This window comes from Streptomyces sp. f51, assembly GCF_037940415.1.
Lineage (GTDB): Bacteria > Actinomycetota > Actinomycetes > Streptomycetales > Streptomycetaceae > Streptomyces.
The window spans coordinates 6,432,906-6,455,844 of sequence record NZ_CP149798.1 but is presented as its reverse complement, the minus strand read 5'-3'; the positions used below and the strand labels follow the sequence as shown (position 1 = coordinate 6,455,844).

Annotated in this window: 21 protein-coding genes; 9 read left to right on the top strand and 12 right to left on the bottom strand. The window is 71.2% G+C overall.

Features of this window, described 5'->3' with window-relative positions:
* The first annotated feature begins 32 nt into the window (after window positions 1–32).
* On the top strand, window positions 33–1,031 hold the full coding sequence (locus WJM95_RS27955) for a DUF2510 domain-containing protein (RefSeq protein WP_339132635.1): 999 nt from the start codon (window positions 33–35) through the stop codon (window positions 1,029–1,031).
* Between the two features lie 214 nt (window positions 1,032–1,245).
* Here the strand turns inward: WJM95_RS27955 and WJM95_RS27950 are convergent, their stop codons facing one another.
* Window positions 1,246–1,863, bottom strand: coding sequence for a TetR/AcrR family transcriptional regulator (locus tag WJM95_RS27950; RefSeq protein ID WP_339132633.1), 618 nt, complete (start codon window positions 1,861–1,863; stop codon window positions 1,246–1,248).
* A 249-nt stretch (window positions 1,864–2,112) separates the two neighbouring features.
* On the opposite strand from WJM95_RS27950, the gene WJM95_RS27945 reads away from it, so the two are divergent.
* Entirely contained in the window at window positions 2,113–3,120 is a 1,008-nt protein-coding gene (locus WJM95_RS27945) for a phosphatase PAP2 family protein (RefSeq protein ID WP_339132631.1), read from the top strand.
* On the top strand, window positions 3,117–4,085 hold the full coding sequence (locus tag WJM95_RS27940; RefSeq protein WP_339132629.1) for a hypothetical protein: 969 nt from the start codon (window positions 3,117–3,119) through the stop codon (window positions 4,083–4,085). The genes WJM95_RS27945 and WJM95_RS27940 overlap by 4 nt, the downstream gene beginning before the upstream one ends.
* 62 nt (window positions 4,086–4,147) lie before the next feature.
* Here the strand turns inward: WJM95_RS27940 and WJM95_RS27935 are convergent, their stop codons facing one another.
* Window positions 4,148–4,987 carry a phospholipid scramblase-related protein gene (locus WJM95_RS27935; protein WP_339132627.1) on the bottom strand — a complete coding sequence of 280 codons (840 nt, stop codon included), beginning with the start codon at window positions 4,985–4,987 and terminating at the stop codon, window positions 4,148–4,150.
* Between the two features lie 52 nt (window positions 4,988–5,039).
* Window positions 5,040–7,091 (bottom strand): phospholipase C, phosphocholine-specific, encoded by a 2,052-nt coding sequence (locus tag WJM95_RS27930; RefSeq protein WP_339132625.1) that lies wholly within the window; start codon window positions 7,089–7,091, stop codon window positions 5,040–5,042.
* 344 nt (window positions 7,092–7,435) lie between these two features.
* On the opposite strand from WJM95_RS27930, the gene WJM95_RS27925 reads away from it, so the two are divergent.
* Together WJM95_RS27925 and WJM95_RS27920 are read left to right on the top strand one after the other, a co-directional pair.
* Window positions 7,436–8,500, top strand: coding sequence for an aromatic ring-hydroxylating dioxygenase subunit alpha (locus tag WJM95_RS27925; protein ID WP_339132623.1), 1,065 nt, complete (start codon window positions 7,436–7,438; stop codon window positions 8,498–8,500).
* The gene (locus WJM95_RS27920) at window positions 8,497–9,450 is read left to right on the top strand and encodes a PDR/VanB family oxidoreductase (protein WP_339132621.1); all 954 of its coding nucleotides are present in this window, start codon (window positions 8,497–8,499) and stop codon (window positions 9,448–9,450) included. Before WJM95_RS27925 ends, WJM95_RS27920 begins: the two co-directional genes overlap by 4 nt.
* On the opposite strand, the gene WJM95_RS27915 is transcribed toward WJM95_RS27920, so the two are convergent.
* On the bottom strand, window positions 9,401–10,216 hold the full coding sequence (locus WJM95_RS27915) for an IclR family transcriptional regulator C-terminal domain-containing protein (protein WP_339132619.1): 816 nt from the start codon (window positions 10,214–10,216) through the stop codon (window positions 9,401–9,403). The genes WJM95_RS27920 and WJM95_RS27915 overlap by 50 nt on opposite strands.
* Before the next feature lie 185 nt (window positions 10,217–10,401).
* On the opposite strand from WJM95_RS27915, the gene WJM95_RS27910 reads away from it, so the two are divergent.
* From WJM95_RS27910 to WJM95_RS27895, 4 genes are read left to right on the top strand one after another with little or no spacing between them, the layout of a single operon-like run.
* The gene (locus tag WJM95_RS27910) at window positions 10,402–11,373 is read left to right on the top strand and encodes an ABC transporter substrate-binding protein (protein WP_339132617.1); all 972 of its coding nucleotides are present in this window, start codon (window positions 10,402–10,404) and stop codon (window positions 11,371–11,373) included.
* Window positions 11,374–11,414: 41 nt separating this feature from the next.
* The gene (locus tag WJM95_RS27905) at window positions 11,415–12,179 is read left to right on the top strand and encodes an ABC transporter permease (protein WP_339132615.1); all 765 of its coding nucleotides are present in this window, start codon (window positions 11,415–11,417) and stop codon (window positions 12,177–12,179) included.
* Window positions 12,176–12,994 (top strand): ABC transporter permease subunit, encoded by an 819-nt coding sequence (locus WJM95_RS27900; protein ID WP_339132612.1) that lies wholly within the window; start codon window positions 12,176–12,178, stop codon window positions 12,992–12,994. Before WJM95_RS27905 ends, WJM95_RS27900 begins: the two co-directional genes overlap by 4 nt.
* Before the next feature lie 20 nt (window positions 12,995–13,014).
* The gene (locus WJM95_RS27895) at window positions 13,015–13,827 is read left to right on the top strand and encodes an ABC transporter ATP-binding protein (protein WP_339132610.1); all 813 of its coding nucleotides are present in this window, start codon (window positions 13,015–13,017) and stop codon (window positions 13,825–13,827) included.
* A 27-nt stretch (window positions 13,828–13,854) separates the two neighbouring features.
* Here the strand turns inward: WJM95_RS27895 and WJM95_RS27890 are convergent, their stop codons facing one another.
* From WJM95_RS27890 to WJM95_RS27855, 8 genes are all read right to left on the bottom strand, one after another.
* Window positions 13,855–15,456, bottom strand: coding sequence for a glycoside hydrolase family 13 protein (locus WJM95_RS27890; protein WP_339132608.1), 1,602 nt, complete (start codon window positions 15,454–15,456; stop codon window positions 13,855–13,857).
* A gap of 39 nt (window positions 15,457–15,495) precedes the next feature.
* A complete protein-coding gene (locus WJM95_RS27885) occupies window positions 15,496–16,371 on the bottom strand; it encodes a carbohydrate ABC transporter permease (protein WP_339132606.1) in 876 nt (291 codons plus the stop codon).
* The gene (locus WJM95_RS27880) at window positions 16,368–17,336 is read right to left on the bottom strand and encodes a sugar ABC transporter permease (protein WP_339132604.1); all 969 of its coding nucleotides are present in this window, start codon (window positions 17,334–17,336) and stop codon (window positions 16,368–16,370) included. The genes WJM95_RS27885 and WJM95_RS27880 overlap by 4 nt, the downstream gene beginning before the upstream one ends.
* An 8-nt stretch (window positions 17,337–17,344) precedes the next feature.
* Complete coding sequence (locus WJM95_RS27875) at window positions 17,345–18,697, bottom strand: sugar ABC transporter substrate-binding protein (RefSeq protein ID WP_339132602.1); 1,353 nt, start codon at window positions 18,695–18,697, stop codon at window positions 17,345–17,347.
* Window positions 18,698–18,902: 205 nt separating this feature from the next.
* Window positions 18,903–19,901 (bottom strand): LacI family DNA-binding transcriptional regulator, encoded by a 999-nt coding sequence (locus tag WJM95_RS27870; RefSeq protein WP_339132600.1) that lies wholly within the window; start codon window positions 19,899–19,901, stop codon window positions 18,903–18,905.
* A 190-nt stretch (window positions 19,902–20,091) separates the two neighbouring features.
* On the bottom strand, window positions 20,092–20,781 hold the full coding sequence (locus WJM95_RS27865; RefSeq protein ID WP_339132598.1) for a GntR family transcriptional regulator: 690 nt from the start codon (window positions 20,779–20,781) through the stop codon (window positions 20,092–20,094).
* Window positions 20,782–20,886: 105 nt separating this feature from the next.
* Entirely contained in the window at window positions 20,887–21,888 is a 1,002-nt protein-coding gene (locus WJM95_RS27860) for a proline racemase family protein (RefSeq protein ID WP_339132596.1), read from the bottom strand.
* Window positions 21,889–22,033: 145 nt separating this feature from the next.
* Entirely contained in the window at window positions 22,034–22,936 is a 903-nt protein-coding gene (locus WJM95_RS27855) for a dihydrodipicolinate synthase family protein (protein WP_339132594.1), read from the bottom strand.
* Window positions 22,937–22,939 lie beyond the last annotated feature (3 nt).

The window sequence follows — 22,939 nt, the reverse complement described above, 5'->3', positions numbered from 1 at the left end:
CGGCTTTCACCCTGGGCTCATACGGTGGACCCATGACGCAGGTGACTCCCCCCGGCTGGTATCCCGACCCCGGGCAGACAAGTGACGCTCCCGCCACCGAGCGCTGGTGGGACGGTAGGACATGGACGGACCAGGTCCGCCCCGTCGGGTCGGCGGCCGCCTGGGGTCCCCCCGGACATCCGGCGGGGACGGGCCCCGCGGGGTATCCGGCGGCGACGGGCCCCTATCCGGCGTACGCCCCGGGCGGACCGCGGCGCGGGCTGCGCACGGGCATAGCGATCGCCGCGGCGGTCGCGGTCCTCGCGGGCGTCGTCGGCGGTGTGTACGCGCTGACGAACGACGGCGGACACGGCGGGAGCGCGGCGTCCGCGAACCCCGGCGGGCCGAACGGCCAGGGCGGACCGGGCGGCGGCCAGGAGGGCGGACCGAGCGGGGCGCCCGGGGGTCCCGGCGGGCAGAGCCCGGCGCCCGGCCGGTCCGGCGGACCGCAGGCCGACCCCGGTTTCGCCACCGACGTCTACAACGGCATCAGCATCCCGGTTCCGGACGGCTGGACCGGCCAGAGCCGCGCGGGCACGGCCTCGGTGTCCACCAAGGACACCTACAAGTGCCCGGGCGACCCCTCGCAGAACTGCCAGCGCGGCGGTGCCTACTCGGCCCCGGCGAGCGCGCAGAAGCTGAAGTCCACGACGGCGGAGGCGGCGGCCAAGGAGGACATCTCCAAGAACGCCACCGAGTCGTACGGCACGGGCTACGGCTCGATCACCTCGCACCAGGAGCTGGCCTCGAAGGCCGTCACGGTGGCCGGCGAGAAGGGCTACCTGGTGCGCTGGAAGGTCGTGACGAGCAAGGGCGACGACGGTTACGTCGAGTCGCTGGTGTTCCCCTCCCCCGCCGCCCCCTCCTCGCTGGTCGTCGTCCGCTTCGGCGTCGACGCGGGCGCCAAGGCGCCCCAGCAGTCGATCATCGACACCATCACCAAGGGCATCAAGGTGGCACCGGGGACCGGAGGCGACGGGCAGAACGTCTAGGACACCCCCGTCCGGGCCCGGTCGGGTTGGGCCCGGACGAGCCTGGTCGGGCCCGACCCGTCCGGGCCCGACCTGCGGAAATGGATCGGCCGGGTGGGGCGCCCCTCCGCTCAAGGGGCACCCCACCCGGCCGGGGGTGCGCGCCGCCCCCGTCCCCACGGTGCGGCGCGGTACAGGCCGACGTCCGGTCATCCCACGGACGGTGGCCTGAGACTCAGGTGAGACCGAGCGTCGGCAGCACGACGGCCTCCACGAAACGTGTGAGATACGCCGCGTCCGCGTACTGGCCGTCGAGCAGCGGGCGGACCCTCAGGACTCCGAGCATCTGGGCCGGAACGAACTCCAGCGCCGGGTGGCCGGCGTCGACCTCACCGCGCTCGACACCGCGGCCGATCATCTGCCGCAGCTCGGCGACCTCGGGTTCGACGAGGGCGTCGCGGAGCGCCTGCTGGAGCTCCTTGTCCTGCATCACGGCGTTGCCGAGACCCTGGAGCAACTGCGTGCTGTCGCGGGCCGACCACTCGCCCGCGGCGGCCGCCGCCGCACGCAGGTCCCCGGCGAGCGAGCCGGTGTCGATCCCGGTGAACCGGGGACAGCGGTTGTTGCGCAGCGCCGCGGCCACGAACTGGGGCTTCGTCTTCCACTGCCGGTAGAGCGTGGACTTGCTGCACCGCGTGCTCGCCGCGACGCCCTCCATCGTGAACGCCTCGTACCCGCATTCACGGATCTGTTCGAGCACGGCGTCGAAGAACTCCTGCTCACGCTCGGGCGTGATCTTGGAGCGGCGCGAGGCGACGACCGAGTCCGGTCCGTCCGCGGCCTGCGACGTCATGGCGCTTCTCCTCGCTCGATCCGGACGGTGCCGGTGCGGTCTTGCGGCAAGTGTAATCGATACGCAAGGGTACCGGTACGCATCCGTATCGGTACACTCGCGTATCGGTACTCAGCCGTATCGGTACACTGCCGTATCGATGAGCCTCGGACAGGATCCACTCCTCCCCGCGAGGGAAGACCGAGTGGATCCTGTCCTGGGCTCACCGCGCTTCGCACGACACCAGACCGCCAGCAAGGGGGCCGGGGGATGGATTCCCGAACCGAGCCTGAACGACCCGCGTCCGACTCCGCGCCGGAACCGGAACCGCCCGACACGGGCATAGCCGCGGCCGCGTCACCCGACGCGGCCGCCCACGCGCGCCCGAACGCACCCACGCCCACGCCCTCACCCGCGGGCCCGGGCGCGCACCCGGACAACACCGCCGCACACCCGGACGGGACCGCCTCCCGCCCGGACAAGCCCGCCGCCCACCCCGGCGACAGCACCGCACACCCGCCTCTGCTGCGGGAACTGCTGCTCGTCGTCGGGCTGTTCGTCGTCTACAAGGCCGGCCGTCTGCTGGCCACCGGCCGCACCGACGAGGCCCTCGCGAACGCGCACCGCGTCTGGGGGTGGGAGCGGACCCTGCGTCTGCCGGGCGAAGGCGCCGTACAGGCCCCGCTGTTGCACAGCGACACACTGGTCCACCTCGCCAACACCTACTACGCCACGGTCCACTTCCCGGCCACGGTCGCCTTCCTGGTCTGGCTGTATCTGCGGCGGCCCGCGCACTACCTGTGGGCCCGCCGGGTCCTCGCCCTGGTCACCGCCGCCGCCCTGGCCGGGCACCTGCTGTTCCCGCTCGCGCCGCCGCGGCTGCTCGCCGAGGCGGGACTGGTCGACACCGGCCGGGTCTACGGGCCCACGGTGTACGGAGCCCACCCGGCGGCCGACGCCCTGGCGAACCAGTTCGCGGCCATGCCGTCCCTGCACTTCGGCTGGGCGCTGATGGTCGCGATCGGCCTGATCGCCGCGACCCGGTCGCGGCTGCGCGTGCTGTGGCTGCTGCATCCCCTGCTCACCCTGCTGGTGATCGTCGGCACCGCGAACCACTACTGGCTCGACGCGATCGCCGCGACCGCGCTGCTCTGCGTCGCCCTCGCCGTGGTCCACCCGCCCCACCGGACGGCGGCGGCCCCGGAACGGCGACCGGGCCGCGAGCCCGCCGGATTCCCCGTACCGGAGCGGCCCGAGCTCGTGGGAGCGGGGCGATGAACCCGACACTCGTCGCCGTCGTCCTGTCCCTCTTCTCCGCCGTCGCCTACGCCTCCGCGGCCGTCGCGCAGGAGCGGCTCGCCGCCCGGTCGGCCGGCTCGGGCACGCTGCGGCTGCTGGCCAGGGGCGCCTGGTGGTGGTCGGTGACCCTGAACGCCGCGGCCGCGCTGCTGCACGTGGCGGCCCTCAAGTACGGGACCCTCACCCTGGTCCAGCCGCTCGGGGCGCTCACGCTGGTGGCCGCCGTGCCGCTCGGCGCGCGGATGGCCGGACGGCGGGTCAGCGTGGTCGAGTGGCGTGGTACGGCGCTGACCCTGATCGGTCTCGGCGCCCTGCTCGTCACGGCGTCGGGGGCCGCGCCCGACGAGGTGCTGAGTCTGCCGCAGGCGCTCGCCGTCGCGGGGACGACGGCCGCCGTCATCGGCCTGCTGGCGCGCGGCGCCCGGCCGGGACTGCGGCACGCGACCGGTTCCGGGTTCGCCTCGGGCGTGGCCTCCGCGCTCACCCAGACCGTCACGGTCGCCGCGACGGACCGCTCCGAATCGACGCCCATCGCTCAGGTCGTCGTGGTGTCCCTGCTCGTGGCGGCCTTCGCGGCGGGCGGGCTGCTGCTGTCGCAGACCGCCTACCAGGGCGGCCTCGGCGCGCCGCTGGCCGTCGTGACGCTCGCCAACCCGCTGGCCGCGGCCGTGATCGGGCTGTCCCTGCTCGGCGAGCGTCTCCAGGGCGGCCCCGCGGGACTGCTGCTCGCGCTCGCGGGAGCCTCGGTCGCCGCGTGGGGTGTGGTGACGCTGTCCCGTTCGGCGCCCGAGCCGCACGCGGCACCGGCGGACCCGCGTCCGGTCGGCCCGGCGGACGACGACCACCCGGTGGCCGCGGTGCTCGCGCTGGAGTCGGGACCGGCGGCGTACGAACCCTCGTTGATACCGCGGCAGCCCAACCCGGGCCATCTGACGTCACTGTAGGAAACGCCGGAAGGGCGGCCGCGGAACTCTCCGCGGCCGCCCTTCCGTTCGTGCGTGGCCGGTCAGCCCAGTCCGCGGGCGTCCTGCTTGAGCGCCGTGTCGACGGTCAGCGCCGTCGCGACGACGAGGCTCAGCAGCGGCTCGGGGAGCTGGAAGTGGATCTGGAGGACGTAGTTGTCCGCGCTCGTGAACAGCGTCTTGGCGAGGCCCTCCCAGGTCTTCGTGATCCGGGCCACCTCGTTCTCGGACTGGTCGACGATCGCGAAGTTCCAGGCCCGCCAGTTCTCCGCCTTGATCGCGCCGACCTTCTGGCCGCCGACGTTCATCGCGAAGTTGATCTTGCCGATCATGTTCTGCTGGACGATCTCGCCGACGGGCGAGCCGTCCGGACGGGTCACGATCACCCGCGACTTGAAGATCTTCGCGGGGCGCGTGAGCAGCAGCTGCGGCACGCCGTGCGCGTCGCGGATCTCCAGCCGGTGCGTGAGGTACTGGTCGAGGCTGGAGACGAAGCGCAGGATCTTCCTGAACACGCCCTGCCCGACCTCGACGACCGAGCCGATCGGGTTGCCCTGCTGATCCATGACCTTGTACTCGTTGGTCAGCTCGATCAGCTTGGCCTTCTGGTTCACTACCAGGACCGGCTCAGTGAACAGCGTGCCGCCGCCGACGCCGCTCGGGGCCACACCGGCCTGCTGCTGCACCTGGTGCTGGACGCGCGGGTCGGACGCGCCGGCCTGCTGCGGGAACGGCTGCTGGGGCGGCGGGCCCTGGTGCGGAACCTGCTGCCCGGCCGGAGCCTCCTGGGCGGTCCACTGCGAGCCGTCCCAGTAACGCTGCGTCTGGGGCTTCCCGTTGGGGTCCGGGTACCAGCCCGGAGGAGTGTTCGAATGCGTGGTCACCGGGGCACCCTACCGTGACATGGCCGGAAATCCACGGGCAGTTGCGGACCCATCAGACAGTGACGAGAGCGGGGTCACTGACACCGGGACGGCCATTCTCGACATGTCCGGCGAATCGCCGCAGGAAGCCCGCCTGTCCGTCGGCGACCACGCTCAGGTCGTACCAGCGGCTGCTCGCCCGCAGGTCCACCGTCTGCTTCACGGTCGCGCCCGCCTTGACCCGGACGGCCTGGGAACGTCCGCCGTAGCCGTTCGTGAGCGTGAGCTTCGCCGCGGCGGTGCCCCTGTTCACGAACGTGAGCTCCACGTCGCAGCCGGTGTGGCGGGCGGTGACCTCGACTCCCGCCGTCCTGCCGGCTCCCCTGAAGGTGCGCAGGAAGCCGTTCGGACCGTGCACGGTGAGGTCGTACGAGCCTGCCGAGTAGGCCGAGTTCCAGGTGTCCGAGACGGTCCTGCCCGCCTCGGTGGTGTACGTCCAGGGGCCGTCCGTGCGATTCCCGGAGGTGACGAGGAAGGCCGCGCCCGCCTGGGCTCCGGAGCCGAACGTCAGCGTGAACGTGCCGGCCGCCGTGTCCGCCGAACCGTCCACGATCGGCGCGTACTTGAGCGGGCGGGTCGGTCGCGAGCCGCGCTCCTGCCGGGGCAGGGCGGGGTTCGCTGGCGGGGTCGGGACGTAGTCGGGGTGGCGGTTCGCGTCCGGCGGCCGGTAGCCCTCGGTGGCGGGCAGGTCCACCGGCGCGGTGTCCTTGCGGGCGAAGTCGAAGGCGGCGGTCAGGTCGCCGCAGACGGCACGCCGCCAGGGCGAGATGTTGGGCTCGCGCACTCCGAACCTGGCTTCCATGAACCGGATGATCGAGGTGTGGTCGAGTGTCTCGGAGCAGACGTAACCGCCCTTGCTCCAGGGCGAGACGACGAGCATCGGCACCCGCTGGCCCAGTCCGTACGGTCCGGCCGCGTGGCTCGCGTCGCCCGGGTGGAGGTCCGGGCCGACGTCGACGGTGGACTTGCCCTGGGCGGCGGACTGCGGCGGGAACGGCGGCACCAGGTGGTCGAAGAAGCCGTCGTTCTCGTCGTACGTGACGAACAGGGCCGTCCTGCTCCACACCTCGGGGTCCGAGGTGAGCGCGTCCAGGACCTGGGAGATGTACCAGGCGCCGTAGTTGGCCGGCCAGTTCGGGTGCTCCGTGAAGGCCTCGGGGGCGGCGATCCAGGAGATCTGGGGCAGCTTCCCGCCCTGCACGTCGGCCCTGAGCTGATCGAAGAAGCCCTCGCCCTTGCGGGCGTCGGTGCCGGTGCGGGCCTTGTCGTACAGCGGGTCGCCGGGCTTGGCGTCGCGGTACTGGTTGAAGTACAGCAGCGAGTTGTCGCCGTAGTTGCCGCGGTAGGCATCGGGGATCCAGCCCCAGGAGCCGTTCGCGTCCAGACCGTCGCCGACGTCCTGGTACACCTTCCAGGAGATCCCGGCCGCCTCCAGTCGCTCCGGGTACGTCGTCCAGCCGTACCCGGCCTCGTCGTTGCCGAGGACCGGGCCGCCGCCCTTGCCGTCGTTGCCGGTGTAACCCGTCCACATGTAGTAGCGGTTGGGGTCCGTCGAGCCAATGAAGGAACAGTGGTACGCGTCGCAGACGGTGAAGGAGTCGGCCAGCGCGTAGTGGAACGGGATGTCGTCACGCGTCAGATAGGCCATCGTCGTGGCCGACTTGGCGGGCACCCACTTGTCGTACTTGCCCTTGTTGAACGCGGCGTGCCCGTCGCTCCAGCCGTGCGGGAGGTCCTTGAGGAACGCGAGTCCCAGGTCGTCCGCCTCGGGGTGGAAGGGCAGCACGTCCTTGGTGCCGTCGGACTGGTACCACACCGGCTTGGTGCCGGTCGTGGTCGCGGGACGCGGGTCGCCGAAGCCGCGGACGCCTCTCATCGAGCCGAAGTAGTGGTCGAACGAACGGTTCTCCTGCATCAGGACGACGATGTGCTCGACGTCCTCGATCGTGCCCGAACGGCGGTGCGCCGGCACGGCGGCCGCACGCTGGACACTTCCGGACAGCGCGGTGAACGCCGCTGTGCCACCGGCGAGTTGGAAGAATCGGCGCCGATTCACTTGAGGCATGTGTGGGTGACCTCTCGTCCTGACAGGCCCTGCGGCCGGGGTTGAGGGAACGTACGCGAAGCGAGTTTTCCAAGCGCACCGAACGTCAGGAAAGGGCCCTCTGTCCCTTGCGTGAAGGTCGGCGGTACGTCGGACGAACGATTCCGGACAGCGGCGCCGGCACAGCGCCCCGTCACCGGTCCGTCACCCGACGTTCGGCGCGGCCGACGCCCACGAGGCGCTGCCCGGGCATCCCCCTTCCGTCTGGCGGAAGGCGTCTTGCCGGGTACCGGCGGGTCTCACGACCCTGGTGGCGACCACGGCACGCGGGGCGACGGCGCCCCGCTCTCAGGGACGGGAACGCCATGCCGCACACGACCGCCTTCGCCAGGAACCAGTGGTACGTCGTCGCCTACACCCACGAGGTCGGGCGGGAGCTCCTCGGGCGGAGCGTCCTCGGCGAGCCGCTCGTGCTCTACCGCTCCGAGGAGGACGGGGCCGCCGTCGCGCTGTCCGACCGGTGTGTGCACCGGCGTTTCCCGCTCTCGGAGAGCAGGCTCGACGGCGACCGGATCGTGTGCGGCTACCACGGGTTCACCTACGACACGACCGGCGCGTGCGTGTCCGTGCCCGGGCAGAAGCGGATACCACGCACCGCTCGTGTCGCCTCCTACCCCGTCGTCGAGCGGGACCTGTTCGTCTGGGTCTGGATCGGCGACCCCGCGCTCGCCGACCCGGGGGCCGTTCCGCGCGCCCCGCACATGGACTCGCCCGGCTGGACGACGGTCAGCGGCATGGAGGTGATCGACGCGGACTACGGACTCCTCGTCGACAACCTCCTCGACCTCTCGCACGAGACGTATCTGCACGGCGGGTACATCGGCACGCCCGAGGTCGCCGGGACACCGATCGTCACCGAGGTGGACGAGGACGCCGGCGTCGTACGGGTCTCCCGGCGCATGGCCGACGCCGAGTGCCCGCCGTTCTACGCCCGCTCGACCGGGATCCGGGGCCGCATCACGCGCTGGCAGGACGTCGAGTACCACGCGCCCTGCCTCTATCTGCTGCACAGCAGGGTCGCGCCGGCCGGAGTGCTCCCGGAGGCGGACGGCGGCGACCCGAACGCCTTCCACACCGAGATCACGTACGCGATCACGCCGTCGGACCGGGGCAGGGTGTACGACTTCTGGGCGGTCTCGCGCGACTTCGCCCGCTCGGACGACGAAGTCAGCTCCCTCATGCGGGACTTGAACCACACGGTGGTGATGCAGGACGTCGACGCGCTCAACCTCCTCCAGCGGGACCTCGCCCACGAAAGCGGCGGCTACCAGGAGTTGAGCATCGGCATCGACGCCGGCGGGCTCGCCGCCCGGCGCATACTCGCCCGCCTGGTCGAGGAGGGCGACAAGCCCGTGGAGAGGGTGCGGTGACCGGCCCGGCCGGCGAAAGCTCGTACGAGGGGGAACTCGTCGTCGAGCGGCGGGAGTTCGTCGCCGACGGTGTCCTCGCCCTGGAGCTGCGCCATCCGTTCGGCTCCGAACTGCCCGTCTGGGAGCCGGGGGCCCACGTCGATGTCGTGCTCGGTCCCGGCCTGGAGCGGCCGTACTCCCTGTGCGGCGATCCGGCGGACCGGGGCTCGTGGCGGATCGCGGTGCTGCGCGAACCGGACGGGCGCGGCGGATCGGCCCACGTGCACGCGCGGTTGGGCGAGGGCGAAAGGGTCCGTGTCCGCGGGCCGCGGCAGCGCTTCCCGCTCGCGCCCGCCCCGCGCTACCGCTTCGTCGCGGGCGGGATCGGCATCACCCCGATCCTGCCCATGCTCGCCGCGGCCGAGGCGGCGGGCGCCGAGTGGACCCTGCTGTACGGCGGGCGCACCCGTGGCTCGATGGCGTTCACCGGGGAGCTGGAGCGGTACGGGGACCGGGTCACCCTCGCTCCCCAGGACGAGACCGGACCGCTCGACCTCGTCTCCGTGCTGGGGGAGATCCCCCGGGGCACCCTCGTCTACTGCTGCGGTCCCGGGTCGCTGCTGGACGCGGTGGAGGAGCGCTGCCCGCCCGGCCTGCTGCGCGTCGAGCGGTTCCGGCCCAAGGAGCAGGAGGCCGACGGGGAGCGGGAGTTCGAGGTCGTCCTGGCACGGACGGGGCGCTCGCTGACCGTCGCTCCCGGTGTCTCCGTTCTCGACGCGGTGCGCGCCCACGGCGTCGAGGTGCTCTACTCCTGCGCCGAGGGCACCTGCGGCACCTGCGAGACGGAGGTCCTCGCAGGGACCCCGGACCACCGGGACTCGGTGCTGACGGACGAGGAGCGGGAGGCGGGCGGGACCATGCTCATCTGTGTGTCCCGCTGTCTGGGGAGCCGGCTCGTCCTGGACCTGTGACCGCCAGGTCGCGCTCGATCCGCGCGACCGTCGCCAGCAGAGGGGGAAGCAGGTCGCGCCGGACGGACTCGACGCTGGTGCGGCCGGCGGGCACGGGGATGTTCGCGGCCGCCACCACGGCCCCGTGGCGGTCGCGCACGGGCGCGGCGACGGAGCGCAGCCCCTCCTCCAACTCCTGGTCCACGATGGCGTATCCCTGACTCCTGACCCGCACCAGCTCCGCTCTCAGCAGGTCGGGCGAGACGATCGTGCGTGCGGTCAGGGGGCGCAGGGCGGCCCGCTTCAGCCGGGTGTCGATCTCGTCGTCCGCGAGATGCGCGAGGATCACGCGGCCGACGGAGGTGGCATGGGCGGGGAAGCGGGTGCCGACGGTGATCGCCGCCGTCATGATGCGCCGGGTCGGGACCCGCGCCACGTACACGATGTTGTCGCCGTCCAGGACACAGAGCGAGCTCGACTCCCCCACCTCTTCGGCCAGTTGCTCGAGGTGGGGCTGAGCGATCTCCGGGACGGTGAAGCCGGAGAGATAGGCGTAGCCGAGTTCCAGGACACGCGGGGTGAGCCGGAAGACCCGGCCGTCCGTGTGGACGTATCCGAGATCGACCAGGGTCAGCAGGAAGCGGCGCGCCGCCGCACGGGTGAGGTCGCAGCCGCGGGCGACCTCACTGAGGGTCATCTCCGGCCGGTCGGGGCCGAAGGCGCGGATGACGGCGAGTCCGCGCTCGAAGGACCGGACGAAATGGGGCGCTCGGTCTGCCGCAGGCATCGCCGCCTCCAGAGGGACACGCGAAGCGCCTCCGCACACCGCGTGAGCACGCTTCGATAACTGTCAACAATATTGTCAGCCAAGGCCATTGACCCGGCACGGACAGGGTTCTACCTTCGCGCTGAGCACCATTGTGCGGTGTGCGCACGCCCTGTCGGAACACTCTCGTCTGCACAGGAGGAGCCATGCGTCGTCTGCTCGCCGGTATCGCGACCGGAGCCCTGATGGTCGCCGCGACGGCCTGCGGCTCGTCCGGCGGCGGAGGCGCCTCGGGCAAGAACGCCTCGTCCGGTGGTACCACCACCGTCAAGCTGGGGGTCATCCCCATCGTCGATGTCGCCCCCGTCTATCTGGGGCAGGAGAAGGGCTTCTACGCGAAGCACGGACTGAAGCTGTCGATGACGACCGCCCAGGGCGGCGCGGCGATCGTCCCGGGTGTCGTCTCGGGCCAGTTCCAGTTCGGGTTCTCCAACATGACCTCGCTGATGATCGCCCAGTCCAACGGCGTCCCGGTGAAGGCCATCGCGAACGGCGTCGCCTCGACTGGCGTCGCGGGCGCGGACTTCGGCGCGATCACCGTCAAGAAGGGCAGCGCGATCAGGACGGCGAAGGACCTGGAGGGCAGGAAGGTCGCGGTCAACACGCTGAAGAACATCAACGAGACGGCCGTGCGCGAGTCGGTGCGCAAGGCGGGCGGCGATCCGTCCAAGGTGACGTTCGTCGAGCTCGCCTTCGACCAGATGCCGGCGGCCCTCGACAGCGGCCAGATCGACGCCGCGATGGTGGTCGAGCCCGCGCTCGCCACCGTGCGGAGCCAGGGCGCGACCGAGATCGCCTCCTCCCTGGTCGACGTGGCGAAGGACCTCACCGTCGCCATGTACTTCACCTCGAACCAGTACGCGCAGCAACACCCCGCCGTGGTCAAGGACTTCCAGGAGGCCACCGCCGAGTCCCTCGCCTACGCCGACGCGCACCCGGACGAGGTACGGCAGATCGTCACCACGTACACGAAGATCCCCGCGGCCGTGCTGGCGAAGGTGACCCTGCCGAAGTGGCCCGCCGAGCCGAACAAGGCCTCGATCGAGACGCTGGAGAAGCTGGGCGAGCAGGACGGCCTCTTCAAGACGGCCCCCGATCTGGGCAAGTTGCTGCCGTGACACCGACGTCACCGCGCGGCGGCGGGTCCACGGAACGGGCCGTGAACACCGCGCTGGGCGCCGCCGGGCTCGCGGCCTTCCTCGCCCTCGGCGAGGCGGTGCCGCGGCTCGGCATCGTCAAAGAGCGGTACTTCCCGCCGACCAGCCGGATCGCGCGGGCCCTCGGCGACCAGATCACCGACGGCGCCTTCTGGACGGACCTCGGCGACACCCTCACCGGCTGGGCGCTGGGCCTGATGATCGCCGTCGGCGCCGGCATCGTGGTCGGCGTGGTCCTCTCTGTCGTGCCGTATCTGCGCGAGGCGACCGCCTCGACGATCGAGTTCCTGCGCCCCATCCCCTCCGTCGCCCTGATCCCGCTGGCCGTCCTGCTCTACGGCACCGAGCTGAGGTCGGTGCTCCTGCTGGTCGTGTACGCGTCCTTCTGGCAGGTACTCATCCAGGTCATGTACGGCGTGCGGGACGTCGACCCGGTGGCAGAGGAGACGGCACGCTCGTACGGGCTCGGCACCTGGGCCCGGATCCGCCATGTGCTGTGGCCGACCGCGCTCCCGTACGTCATGACGGGCGTCCGGCTCGCCGCCGCGGTCGCGCTGATCCTCACGGTGACCGCCGAACTCGTCATCGGCGCCCCGGGGTTGGGTGCGCGCATCGCCGTCGCTCAGACCTCGCAGGCCGTGCCCGAGATGTACGCGCTCATCGTGGTCACGGGCCTGCTCGGGCTGATCGTCAACGTGGGCGCGCGGACGGTCGAGCGGTACGCGCTGGCCTGGCACCAGTCGGTGCGCGGGGAGGTGGCGGTGTGACGGACGCCTTGGCCGGGCGGACGCGGCCGAACCCGTGGGCCGGCCGGCTGCTGCGCGCGCTGTTCGTCGTCGCGCTCCCGGCGCTGCTGTTCGCCCTCTGGTGGCTCGCCTCGGACGGCAGCACCGATGTCTACTGGCCCCCGCTGCGCACGATCATCAGGACGTTCCCCGACGTCTGGACCCGCGCACGGCTGCGGGCCGACCTGGTGCCCAGCCTGCTGCGGCTGCTCGCCGGCTACGCGTCGGCCGCGACCGCGGGGATCGCCCTCGGGACGCTGATCGGCTCGTACCGGAAGGTGCGGGCGGTGTGCGAACCGGTCCTCGAGTTCCTGCGGGCGGTGCCGCCGCCGGTGCTCGTTCCGGTCATCATGCTGTTCGCGGGCATCGGGGACACGATGAAGATCGTCGTGATCGCGAGCGGCTGTGTGTGGCCGATCCTGCTCAACACGATCGAGGGCGTACGCGGCGTCGACCCGGTGATGTCCGAGACGGCCCGCTCGTACGGCATCACGGGGCCCGCCCGGATCCGGTCCTTGGTCCTGCCGTCGGCGAGCCCGCAGATCTTCGCGGGGCTGCGGCAGGCACTGTCCGTCGGCATCATCCTCATGGTCATCAGCGAGATGTTCGCGGCCAGCAACGGACTCGGCTTCACCATCGTGCAGTTCCAGCGCGGCTTCGCGATCCCCGACATGTGGACCGGGATCCTCGTCCTCGGTCTGCTCGGCTTCCTTCTCTCCGTCGTCCTCCAGCTGGTCGAACGCCGGGTCCTCGGCTGGTACCACGGTCTGCGCGACTCCTCCAGGCGGTCCCCGTGACGCATCCGAAAGGGCGGTCCATGCACGCGTCTTTGGTCGTATCCGGACTGCGGAAGGTCTACGAGGGGTCGGGTCGCCGGGTGGAGGCGGTCCGCGATCTCACCTTCACGGTGGACCCGGGTGAACTCGTCTGTCTGGTGGGCCCCTCGGGCTGCGGCAAGACGACACTCCTGAAGTGCATGGCCGGACTGCTGGCACCCACCTCGGGCGAGGTGCTGATCGCAGGCCGGCGGGTGAGCGGTCCGCCGCCCGGCATGGCGTTCGTGTTCCAGGAGTACGGGCGCAGCCTGTTCCCCTGGATGCGGGTCGGCCGGAACGTCGAACTCCCGCTGCGGCAGAAGGGTCTGGGCAAGGAGCGGCGAAGGGAACTGGTCGCCGACGCGCTGGAGTCCGTCGGTCTCGCCGATGCCCCCGGCGCCTATCCGTGGCAGCTGTCCGGCGGGATGCAGCAGCGGGTCGCCATCGCCCGGGCCCTGGCGTACGAGCCCGAAGTCCTGCTCATGGACGAACCGTTCGCGGCGGTCGACGCGCAGACCCGCGCCGATCTGGAGGATCTGGTGCGCCGGTTGTGGCGGGAGCGCGGGATCACCGTCGTGTTCGTGACCCACGACATCGACGAGGCCGTCTATCTGGGTGAGCGGGTCCTGGTCCTGTCCGCCTCCCCCACCGTCGTCCAGGAGCAGCTGAAGGTCGATCTGCCCGCGGAGCGCGACCAGTTGCGCACCCGTGTCGCCCCGCGCTTCGCCGAACTGCGGACCCATGTGTACGAGCAGATCCAGGCGGCGAAACGCGGGGAGCCGGTCACGCGGTCGGACGTGCCTCCGCCCCGGTGAGGCCCGTCGGTGAACGCGGCGGGCCGGTCAGGCGCGAAGCCAGACCGCCGTGTCCGGCGGGAGGAACCCGTCGGCGTCCAGCGGACCGCTGGGGAGCAGGATTGCGGAGTGCTCCGGGAGTTCGACCGGGCCGTCGGCCAGGTTGACGACGCAGAGCAGTCCGTCCGTGCGGGCGAAGGCGAGCACGCCCTCGGGTGCGGGCAGCCAGCTCAGCGGGCCGTCGCCGAAGCCCGGTTCGGCGCGGCGGAGGCGCAGTGCCGCACGGTAGAGGCTCAGCATCGAGCCGGGGTCGTCCGCCTGCCGGTCGGCTGCGTACGCGGGCCAGTCGGCGGGCTGCGGGAGCCAGGGTTCCCCGCCGAACCCGGCGTGCGGTTCGCCGGCCGTCCAGGGCAGCGGGACCCGGCAGCCGTCGCGGCCCGGGTCCGTGCCGCCGGAGCGTGAGTACATCGGGTCCTGGATGCTCTCCCGCGGCAACTCCACTTCGGGCAGGCCGAGTTCCTCGCCCTGGTAGACGTACACGGCGCCGGGCAGGGCGAGCGAGAGCAGGGCGGCGGCGCGAGCTCTGCGGGTGCCGAGGGCCAGGTCGGTGGGGGTGCCGAATTCCTTGGCGGTGAAGTCGAAGCCCGTCTCGGCGCGGCCGTAACGGGTGACCGTGCGGGTCACGTCGTGGTTGCACAGCACCCAGGTGGCGGGCGCGCCGACGGGGGCGTGCTCGGCGAGGGTCTCGTCGATGGAGGTCCTCAGCCGTCCGGCGTCCCAGGGGCAGGACAGGAAGGAGAAGTTGAAGGCGGTGTGCAGTTCGTCGGGGCGCAGATAGCGGGCGAAGCGCTCGGAGTCGGGGAGCCACACCTCGCCGACGAAGATGCCGTCGTAGGCGTCGGCGACGGACCGCCAGGAGCGGTAGATGTCGTGGAGCTCGTCGCGGTCGACGTACGGGTTGGGGTCGCGGCCCTCGACGTAGTCGGGCAGGTCGGGATCCTTGGCGAGCAGCGCCGCCGAGTCGATGCGCACGCCCGCCACTCCTCGCTCGAACCAGAAGCGCAGGATCTCCTCGTGCTCCCGGCGGACGGCGGGGTGGTCCCAGTTGAGGTCGGGCTGCTGGGGGGTGAAGAGGTGGAGGTACCAGTCGCCGTCGGGGAGCCGGGTCCACACCGGTTCGGTGGAGCCCGCGAACTGGGACGGCCAGTCGTTGGGCGGGAGTTCGCCGTGTTCGCCGCGTCCGGGACGGAAGTGGAAGAGGTCGCGCTCGGGGCCGCCGGCCAGCGCCGCCCGGAACCAGGGGTGCTGGTCGGAGACGTGGTTCGGCACGATGTCGACCAGGGTGCGGATGCCCAGCTCGCGGGCCTCGGCGATGAGCTTCTCGGCCTCGGCGAGCGTTCCGAAGGCCGGGTCGATGGTGCGGTAGTCGGCGACGTCGTAGCCGCCGTCGGCCAGGGGTGAGAGGTACCAGGGGTTGAACCACAGCGCGTCCACGCCGAGTTCGGCGAGGTAGGGGAGTCTGGCGCGGACGCCCGCGAGGTCGCCGGTGCCGTCGCCGTCGCCGTCCGCGAAGCTGCGGACGTACACCTGGTAGATGACGGCGGAACGCCACCACGCGGACTGATTTCGGGCAGGGCGGGGCTGTCCCACGGTGCGTTGCCTTTCGTTCGAGGAGATCGGGTACGGGCGTCAGCCCTTGGTGCTGCCCGCGCTGATCCCGGCGATGATGTGCCGCTGGAAGACCAGGAACATCACGACCATGGGGATGCTGGCGATGACCATGGCGGCGATGAGGACGGTCAGCTGGATGTTCTGCGACAGCTGGACGAGCGCCACGCTGATGGGCTGCTTGTCGGTGTCGGAGAAGACCATCAGCGGCCAGAGGAAGTCCTGCCAGACGGCGACCAGGGCGAAGATCGACACGACTCCGAGGACGGGCCGGGACATCGGCAGCACGATCGACCACAGGGTGCGCAGCTTCCCGGCGCCGTCGATCTCGGCGGCCTCCAGGACGTCACGCGGGATCTGGTCGAAGAAGCGCTTGAGGAGATAGAGGTTGAAGGCGTTGGCGACGGCGGGCAGCCAGATGCCGAGGGGCGAGTTGAGCAGGCTGGTGTGCAGGACGGGCAGGTCGGCGACGGTCAGGTACTTGGGGACCACCAGGGCCTGCGCGGGGACCATCAGGGTGGCGAGGATGCCGCCGAGCACCACCTTGCCGAAGGCCGGCTTCAGCTTGGACAGGGCGTAGGCGGCGGCCGTGCAGAACACGATCTGGAGGAGCCAGGCGCCCGTCGCCTGGACGACGGTGTTCCACAGATGGGTGGGCAGGTCCATCAGGTCCCACGCGTCGGTGTAGCCCCCGATGTGCCAGTGGTCCGGCAGGAGGGTGGGCGGTGTGCGGGTGACCTCGTCCGGCGACTTCATGGCGCCGGTGACCATCCAGTAGACGGGGAAGAGGAAGGCCAGCGCGAAGAGCACGACGACACCGCCGAAGACGGTCCAGTAGACGGCTCTGCCGCGCGGGCGGCCCAGGGTGAGCGGGGAGACCAGGGTGCGGGTGCTCACGCGTCCTCCTCGGAGCGGGTCAGCCGCAGATAGAGGGCGGAGAAGGCGCTGAGCAGGACGAGCAGCATCACACTCAGGGCGCAGGCTCCGCCGAAGTCGTTGTAGAGGAAGGCGTACTTGTAGATCAGGTAGAGCACCGTGACGGTCTTGTCCTCGGGGCCGCCACCGGTGATCACGAACGGTTCGGTGAACACCTGCATGGTGGCGATGATCTGAAGCAGCATCAGCATGAGGATGATGAACCGCGTCTGCGGGATCGTCACGTGACGGATGCGCTGGAGCAGGCTCGCTCCGTCCAGCTCGGCGGCCTCGTACAGCTCGCCCGGGATGCTCTGGAGGGCGGCGAGGTAGATGAGGACGGTGCCGCCGAGGTTGGCCCAGGTGGCGACGATGACCAGCGAGACCAGGGCCGTGTCGGCGCCGTTGGACCAGTTCGAGGTCGGCAGGTGCAGCGCACGCAGCACCTCGTTGGCGAGGCCGGCCCCGGGATCGTAGAACCACTTCCACAGCAGGGCGCTGACCACCGGCGGGATCATCACCGGCAGATAGACCACGACCCTGAAGAACGCCTTCGCGTGCCGCAGTTCGTTGAGGACCAGCGCCATCACGAACGGGACGGCGAAGCCGATGAGCAGGGCGAGGAGCGTGAAGGTGAGGGTGTTGCGCCAGGCGGCGGTGAACTCCGGGTCGTGGAAGACCCGGGTGAAGTTGGCGGTGCCGACCCATTCTCCGCCGCTGCCCGGTGTGTACTTCTGGAAGGCGATCTCGACGGCGCGGATCGCCGGGTACCAGGAGAACAGGGCGAAGCAGAGCAGTCCGCCGGCCAGGAAGCCGTAGGCGCGGAACTGGTCGGCCAGGCGCCGGCGCCACGGCCCCCCGGTCCGGCGCCCGGCCGACCGCGGCGCCTCCGGCGCGCCGACGGCGGCCGGAGGGAGCACTGCGGGGGGCTTCGATGCGGTCTTCATGAACGGTGTCAGCCTCGCGCCAGGATGGCGTCGATCTTGCCGGAGGCGTCCTTGAGGAGCTGGTCGATGTCGGCGTCCTTCTTGGTGAGGACGGCGGAGACGGCGGCGTCGAGGACGGAGTAGATCTGCTGCGCCTGCGGGGGCTCGATCTTCATCTGGAGGCTCTGGTTGCCGTCGAGGAACGCCTGGTAGTTCTCCACGGGCACGTTGGCGTTGGCCTTCTTGACCTCCTGGTCCTTGGCGTCGGCGGCACCGGTGAACAGACGCGGCTCGGGCAGGCCGACGGGCGCGTTGTTCTGCTTGGCACGGGCGTAGTCACCGATGAAGCCCTTGCCGGGCGTCAGGAACATGGAGTCGAGCCACTTGAGGCCGGCCTTGATCTGCGCCGGGCTGTCCTTCTTGCTGAACATGTAGCCGTCGCCGCCGATGAGCGTGCCCTTGCCGCCGGGCATCGGGGCCAGGGCGAGGTCGTTGTAGTTGCCGCCCTTCTCCTTGACGAGGATCGGGATGTTGTCGGGCGCCGAGAGGTACATGCCGAGCTTGCCCGAACCCATCATCTGCTGGACGTCGTTGATGACCAGCAACTGCTTGCTGCCCATGGAGTTGTCGGCCCAGCGCATGTCCTTGAGGTTCTGGAGCACCGCCTTGCCCTCGGGGGTGTCGACGGTGGCCTTCTTGCCGTCCTCGGAGACGACGTTGCCGCCCTGCGAGTAGACCTCGGCGGTGAAGTGCCAACCCCCCTGGTTCTGGGCGCTGTAGTCGGCGTAGCCGACCGTGCCCTTGCCGAGCCCCGCGATCTTCTTGGCGTCCGCGCGCAGTTCCTCCCAGGTGGCCGGGGGCTTGTCGGGGTCGAGGCCGGCCTTCTTGAAGAGCGCCTTGTTGTAGATGAGGCCCATCGAGTAGCCGGTGCGCGGGATGCCGTAGATCTTGCCGTCCACGGTGTAGATGTCCCGCAGTTGCTGCTGGATGGTGCTGTAGCTCTTGAGGTCCTTGACGTAACTCGTGATGTCCGCGGCCTGGTTGACGTCGACGACGTGCTTGACGTCGGTGAAGTACGTGTAGAACACGTCCTCCATCTGGCCGCCGGCCAGCTTGGCGTCGAAGGTCTTGGGGTCCTGACACGGGAACGCGTCGTGCATGACGACGTCGACGGCCGGGTTGGCCTTCTCGAACGCCTTGGTGTCGGCGTCGAAGAACGAGCGGTCGACCTTGGCGCTCTTCGGCGGCTCGCAGTTGACGGTGATGCGGGTCTTTCCGCCCGCCGCGTCGTCGCCGCCGCTCGAACCGCACGCGGCGGCGGAGAGCGCGACGGAGGACGCCATGAGCATGACGAGACTACGGCGGAACCCGGTGTTTCTCATGTGGTGGACCCCTTCGGGCTGGAGCGAGGAAGGCCCACGGCGGGCGCGCCGCCGTGTTCTGGCGCCGCACACTCAAGCACCGACGACATCCGTCCGCAAGATGTCGCGCAGAATCTGTAATTATTTGACAGCCGTTGGGAGTCTCCGTGGCAGGTGGTTGCGTACCGGAGTCATGGACCCCGGTACGGCACCCCGGCCCCGCGGCTCAGCCGCGGGGCGCCTGCGCGGTCGATCCGCGCACCACCAGTTCCGGCTCGAACAACAGCTCCTCGGGAGTCACGCTGCTGCCCCCGATCTGCGCGTTCAGCAGTTCCACCGCGGCACGCCCCATGGCCTCGATGGGCTGGCGGACCGTGGTCAGCGGGGGTTCGGTGCAGTTCATGAACGCCGAGTCGTCGTACCCGACGACGGAGATGTCACCGGGGACGGAGAGCCCCTTGCGGCGGGCGGCCCGTACGGCGCCGAGCGCGAGCGGGTCGCTGGCGCAGATGATGCCGGTGACCCCCTGGTCGAGGAGCCTGGTGGCCGCGGCCTGACCGCCTTCGAGGGAGAACATCGCCCGGGCCACGTGGGCGTCGGGCAGCTCGGGCGCGAGGGCGCGCGCCGCCGCGAGTTTGCGTCCGGAGGGCATGTGGTCACCGGGGCCGAGGACGAGTCCGATGCGCTCGTGGCCGAGCGAGTCGAGGTGGCGCCACGCCTGCTCGACCGCCACCGCGTCGTCACAGGAGACGCACGGGAAGCCGAGGTGCTCGATGGCCGCGTTGACCAGCACCACCGGGATGTTGCGGTCCGCGAGTTCGCGGTAGTGGTCGTGCGGCGCGTCGGCCTGCGCGTACAGGCCGCCGGCGAACACCACCCCGGAGACCTGCTGCTGGAGCAGGAGTTCCACGTAGTCGGCCTCGGAGACCCCGCCCTTGGTCTGGGTGCACAGCACCGGGGTGAGGCCGAGCTGGGCGAGCGCCCCGCCGATCACCTCGGCGAACGCCGGGAAGATCGGGTTCTGGAGTTCGGGCAGCACCAGGCCGACGAGCCGCGCGCGTTCGCCGCGCAGCTGGGTCGGGCGTTCGTAGCCGAGGACGTCCAGGGCGGACAGGACCGCCTGCCGAGTGGAGTCGGAGACACCCGGCTTGCCGTTGAGCACTCGGCTGACCGTGGCCTCGCTGACCCCGACCTTCTTCGCCACCTGAGCAAGTCGTCGCGTCATGCGCGCAAGAATAGCGCAAGAAATGCAAGTGCTTGCGTAAAACTTCGGCCGGTTCCTGTGCCCGGAGGCGGCCCGGCGGGCTCACGCGCGCAACCCGTGCGGCCGTGCCGGTGACCCCTCCCGCAGGCCGATGCCGACCCTCTCGGTACGGCCGCCGTCTCGGCGCGGCCCTCCCCTCGGGGCCCGGCCCTCAGTGCGCCGCCCACAGGCCGCGGACATGGCCCAGATGGCGGGTCATCACCGCGCGCACGGCGCGCTCGTCGCGGTCCAGGAGCGCGTCGAGGAGTTCGAGGTGTTCCCGGGCGGAGGCCTCCAGACGGCCCGCCCGCACCAGGGCGTCGAGCCCGTACAGACGCGAGCGCTTGCGCAGGTCGCCGACGACCTCGACGAGATGTGCGTTGCCCGCCAGGGCGAGCAGACCGAGGTGGAAGCGGATGTCCGCCTCCACGTAGGCGATGAGGTCGCCGGCCGCGGCCGCGGTCACGATCTCCCGGGCGGCCGGGCGCAGCGCCTCCAGCGACACGGGGTCCGCCGTACGGGCCAGCTCCACGACGGTGGGGATCTCGATGAGCGAGCGGATGTGCGTGTATTCGTCGAGCTGCTTCTCCGAGACCTCCGTGACCCGGAACCCCTTGTTCGGGACCGTGTCGACCAGCCCCTCCTTGACCAGGTCGAGCATGGCCTCGCGCACCGGCGTCGCCGAGACGCCGAACCGGGCCGCGAGCGTCGGAGCCGAGTAGACCTCGCCGGGCCGCAGTTCGCCCGCGATCAGCGCGGCGCGCAGCGCGTCGGCCACGCGCTCGCGGTAGCTGCTCCTCCTGCCGCCGAGCGAGGGCAGGTCGGGAGCGGCCGAGGGTGCGCTGTCGCGCTGGGCGGTCATCGGGGTCTCCTCGTACGGGCCGGTGCGCGGTCGGTCCGCGCATCGGCTCTGTGCCATGTCACGTGTTACTCGATCCCCAGTATCCACGCCCCGACGCGGGCCCGTTCACAGGACGAACCCGGCCGGGAACGGATCCGCGGGGTCCAGCAGGTACTGGGCGGTTCCGGTGATCCAGGCACGTCCCGTGAAGCTGGGCAGCACGGCGGGGATTCCGGCGACCTCGGTGGTGCCGAGCAGCCGCCCGGTGAACCGCGTCCCGATGAAGGACTCGTTCACGAACTCGGTGTCCAGCGGCAGTTCACCCCGTGCGTGCAGCTGGGCCATGCGCGCACTGGTGCCCGTACCGCAGGGCGAGCGGTCGAACCAGCCGGGGTGGATCGCCATGGCGTGCCGGGAGAAGCGGGCCGTCGCCCCGGGCGCGTACAGGTGGACGTGGTGGCAGCCGCGGATGGACGGGTCCTCGGGGTGCACGGGCCCGCCGTCGGCGTTGACCGCGTCCATGAGCGCGAGACCGGCCGCGAGGATCTCGTCCTTGCGCGAGCGGTCGAAGGGCAGGCCGAACTGCTCCAGCGGCAGGATCGCGTAGAAGTTGCCGCCGTAGGCCAGGTCGTACGTCACCGTGCGCCCGTCGGCCAGGGTCGCCTCGCGGTCCAGGCCGACGGCGAAGGACGGCACGTTCCTGAGCGTGACCTCCTTGGCCGCGCCGTCCTCCACGGCGACCTCGGCGACGACGAGACCCGCGGGGGTGTCGAGCCGGATCGTGGTCACCGGCTCGACGACCTCGACCATGCCGGTCTCCACCAGCACGGTCGCGACGCCGATCGTGCCGTGCCCGCACATCGGCAGATAGCCCGACACCTCGATGTAGATGACGCCATAGTCGCAGTCCGGACGGGTGGGCGGCTGGAGGACGGCACCGCTCATCGCCGCGTGGCCGCGCGGCTCGTTCATCAGGAGCTGCTTGATGTCGTCGCGGTGCTCACGGAAGTACAGCCGCCGCTCGTTCATGGTCGCCCCCGGGACCGTGCCGATCCCGCCGGTGATGACCCGGGTCGGCATGCCCTCGGTGTGCGAGTCGACGGCGTGCAGGACGAGTTTGCTGCGCATGGGACTCCTCGGTGGTGTCGGCGGAGGACCGGCGGGGCCGATGCGGGCCGAGGGCGGCGGGGCCGGTGCGGGCTGAGGGCGGGGGGCCGGTGCGGGCTGAGGGCGGGGGCCGGTGGCCGGGGCCGGTCGAACGGACCGTGCGGGCTCAGGCGAGGCCGGCGGCGACGGCCCGTTCCGTGGCCAGGCGCACGGCGGCCTCCTGCCCGGGCAGCAGCGGGACGCGCGGCGGCCGGACCGGACCGCCGTGACGGCCGACGATGTCCATGGACAGCTTGATGGCCTGGACGAACTCGACCCGGGAGTCCCAGCGCAGCAACGGGTGCAGCTGCCGGTAGAGCTTGCCCGCGGTGTCGAGGTCGCCCGCGACGGCGGCGCGGTGGAGCTCGACGCACGCCCGGGGCAGCGCGTTCGGGTATCCGGCCACCCAGCCCTTGGCTCCCGCGACGGCGAGTTCGAGCAGGACGTCGTCGGCGCCGACCAACAGGTCGAGTTCCGGGGCGAGTTCGGCGATGCGGTAGGCGCGCCGCACATCGCCGGAGAACTCCTTGACGCCCTGGACGAACCCGGCGGCGTGCAGCTTCGCGAGGAGTTCGGGCACCAGGTCGACCTTGGTGTCGATCGGGTTGTTGTACGCGACGACCGGCAGGCCCGCCCGGGAGACCTCCTCGTAGTGGGCGAGGACCGAACGCTCGTCCGCGCGATAGGCGTTGGGCGGGAGCAGCATCACGGCTCCGCAGCCCGCGTCCTTCGCCTGCTCGGCCCAGCGCCGGGCCTCGGCGGAGCCGTACGCGGCGACACCGGGCATCACCCGGGACCCGCCGATCGCGGCGACGGCGGTCTCCACGACCTTCGCGCGCTCCTCGGGCGTGAGCACCTGGTACTCGCCGAGCGAGCCGTTCGGCACGACTCCGTCGCAGCCGTTCCCGACGAGCCAGGAGCAGTGTTCGGCGTACCGGCCGTGGTCGACGGACAGGTCGCGGTTCAGCGGGAGCGCGGTGGCGACGAGGACTCCGCGCCAGGGGCGCGGGCTCTCGGGGGTGACGGTCATCAG

Coding starts and splice junctions, on each gene's coding strand:
- WJM95_RS27925 (WP_339132623.1), top strand. CDS start 7,436: ATGCCGCACACGACCGCCTTCGCCAGGAACCAGTGGTACGTCGTCGCC.
- WJM95_RS27875 (WP_339132602.1), bottom strand. CDS start 18,697: ATGAGAAACACCGGGTTCCGCCGTAGTCTCGTCATGCTCATGGCGTCC.
- WJM95_RS27955 (WP_339132635.1), top strand. CDS start 33: ATGACGCAGGTGACTCCCCCCGGCTGGTATCCCGACCCCGGGCAGACA.
- WJM95_RS27855 (WP_339132594.1), bottom strand. CDS start 22,936: ATGACCGTCACCCCCGAGAGCCCGCGCCCCTGGCGCGGAGTCCTCGTC.
- WJM95_RS27860 (WP_339132596.1), bottom strand. CDS start 21,888: ATGCGCAGCAAACTCGTCCTGCACGCCGTCGACTCGCACACCGAGGGC.
- WJM95_RS27930 (WP_339132625.1), bottom strand. CDS start 7,091: ATGCCTCAAGTGAATCGGCGCCGATTCTTCCAACTCGCCGGTGGCACA.
- WJM95_RS27870 (WP_339132600.1), bottom strand. CDS start 19,901: ATGACGCGACGACTTGCTCAGGTGGCGAAGAAGGTCGGGGTCAGCGAG.
- WJM95_RS27910 (WP_339132617.1), top strand. CDS start 10,402: ATGCGTCGTCTGCTCGCCGGTATCGCGACCGGAGCCCTGATGGTCGCC.
- WJM95_RS27880 (WP_339132604.1), bottom strand. CDS start 17,336: ATGAAGACCGCATCGAAGCCCCCCGCAGTGCTCCCTCCGGCCGCCGTC.
- WJM95_RS27940 (WP_339132629.1), top strand. CDS start 3,117: ATGAACCCGACACTCGTCGCCGTCGTCCTGTCCCTCTTCTCCGCCGTC.
- WJM95_RS27865 (WP_339132598.1), bottom strand. CDS start 20,781: ATGACCGCCCAGCGCGACAGCGCACCCTCGGCCGCTCCCGACCTGCCC.
- WJM95_RS27895 (WP_339132610.1), top strand. CDS start 13,015: ATGCACGCGTCTTTGGTCGTATCCGGACTGCGGAAGGTCTACGAGGGG.
- WJM95_RS27915 (WP_339132619.1), bottom strand. CDS start 10,216: ATGCCTGCGGCAGACCGAGCGCCCCATTTCGTCCGGTCCTTCGAGCGC.
- WJM95_RS27950 (WP_339132633.1), bottom strand. CDS start 1,863: ATGACGTCGCAGGCCGCGGACGGACCGGACTCGGTCGTCGCCTCGCGC.
- WJM95_RS27945 (WP_339132631.1), top strand. CDS start 2,113: ATGGATTCCCGAACCGAGCCTGAACGACCCGCGTCCGACTCCGCGCCG.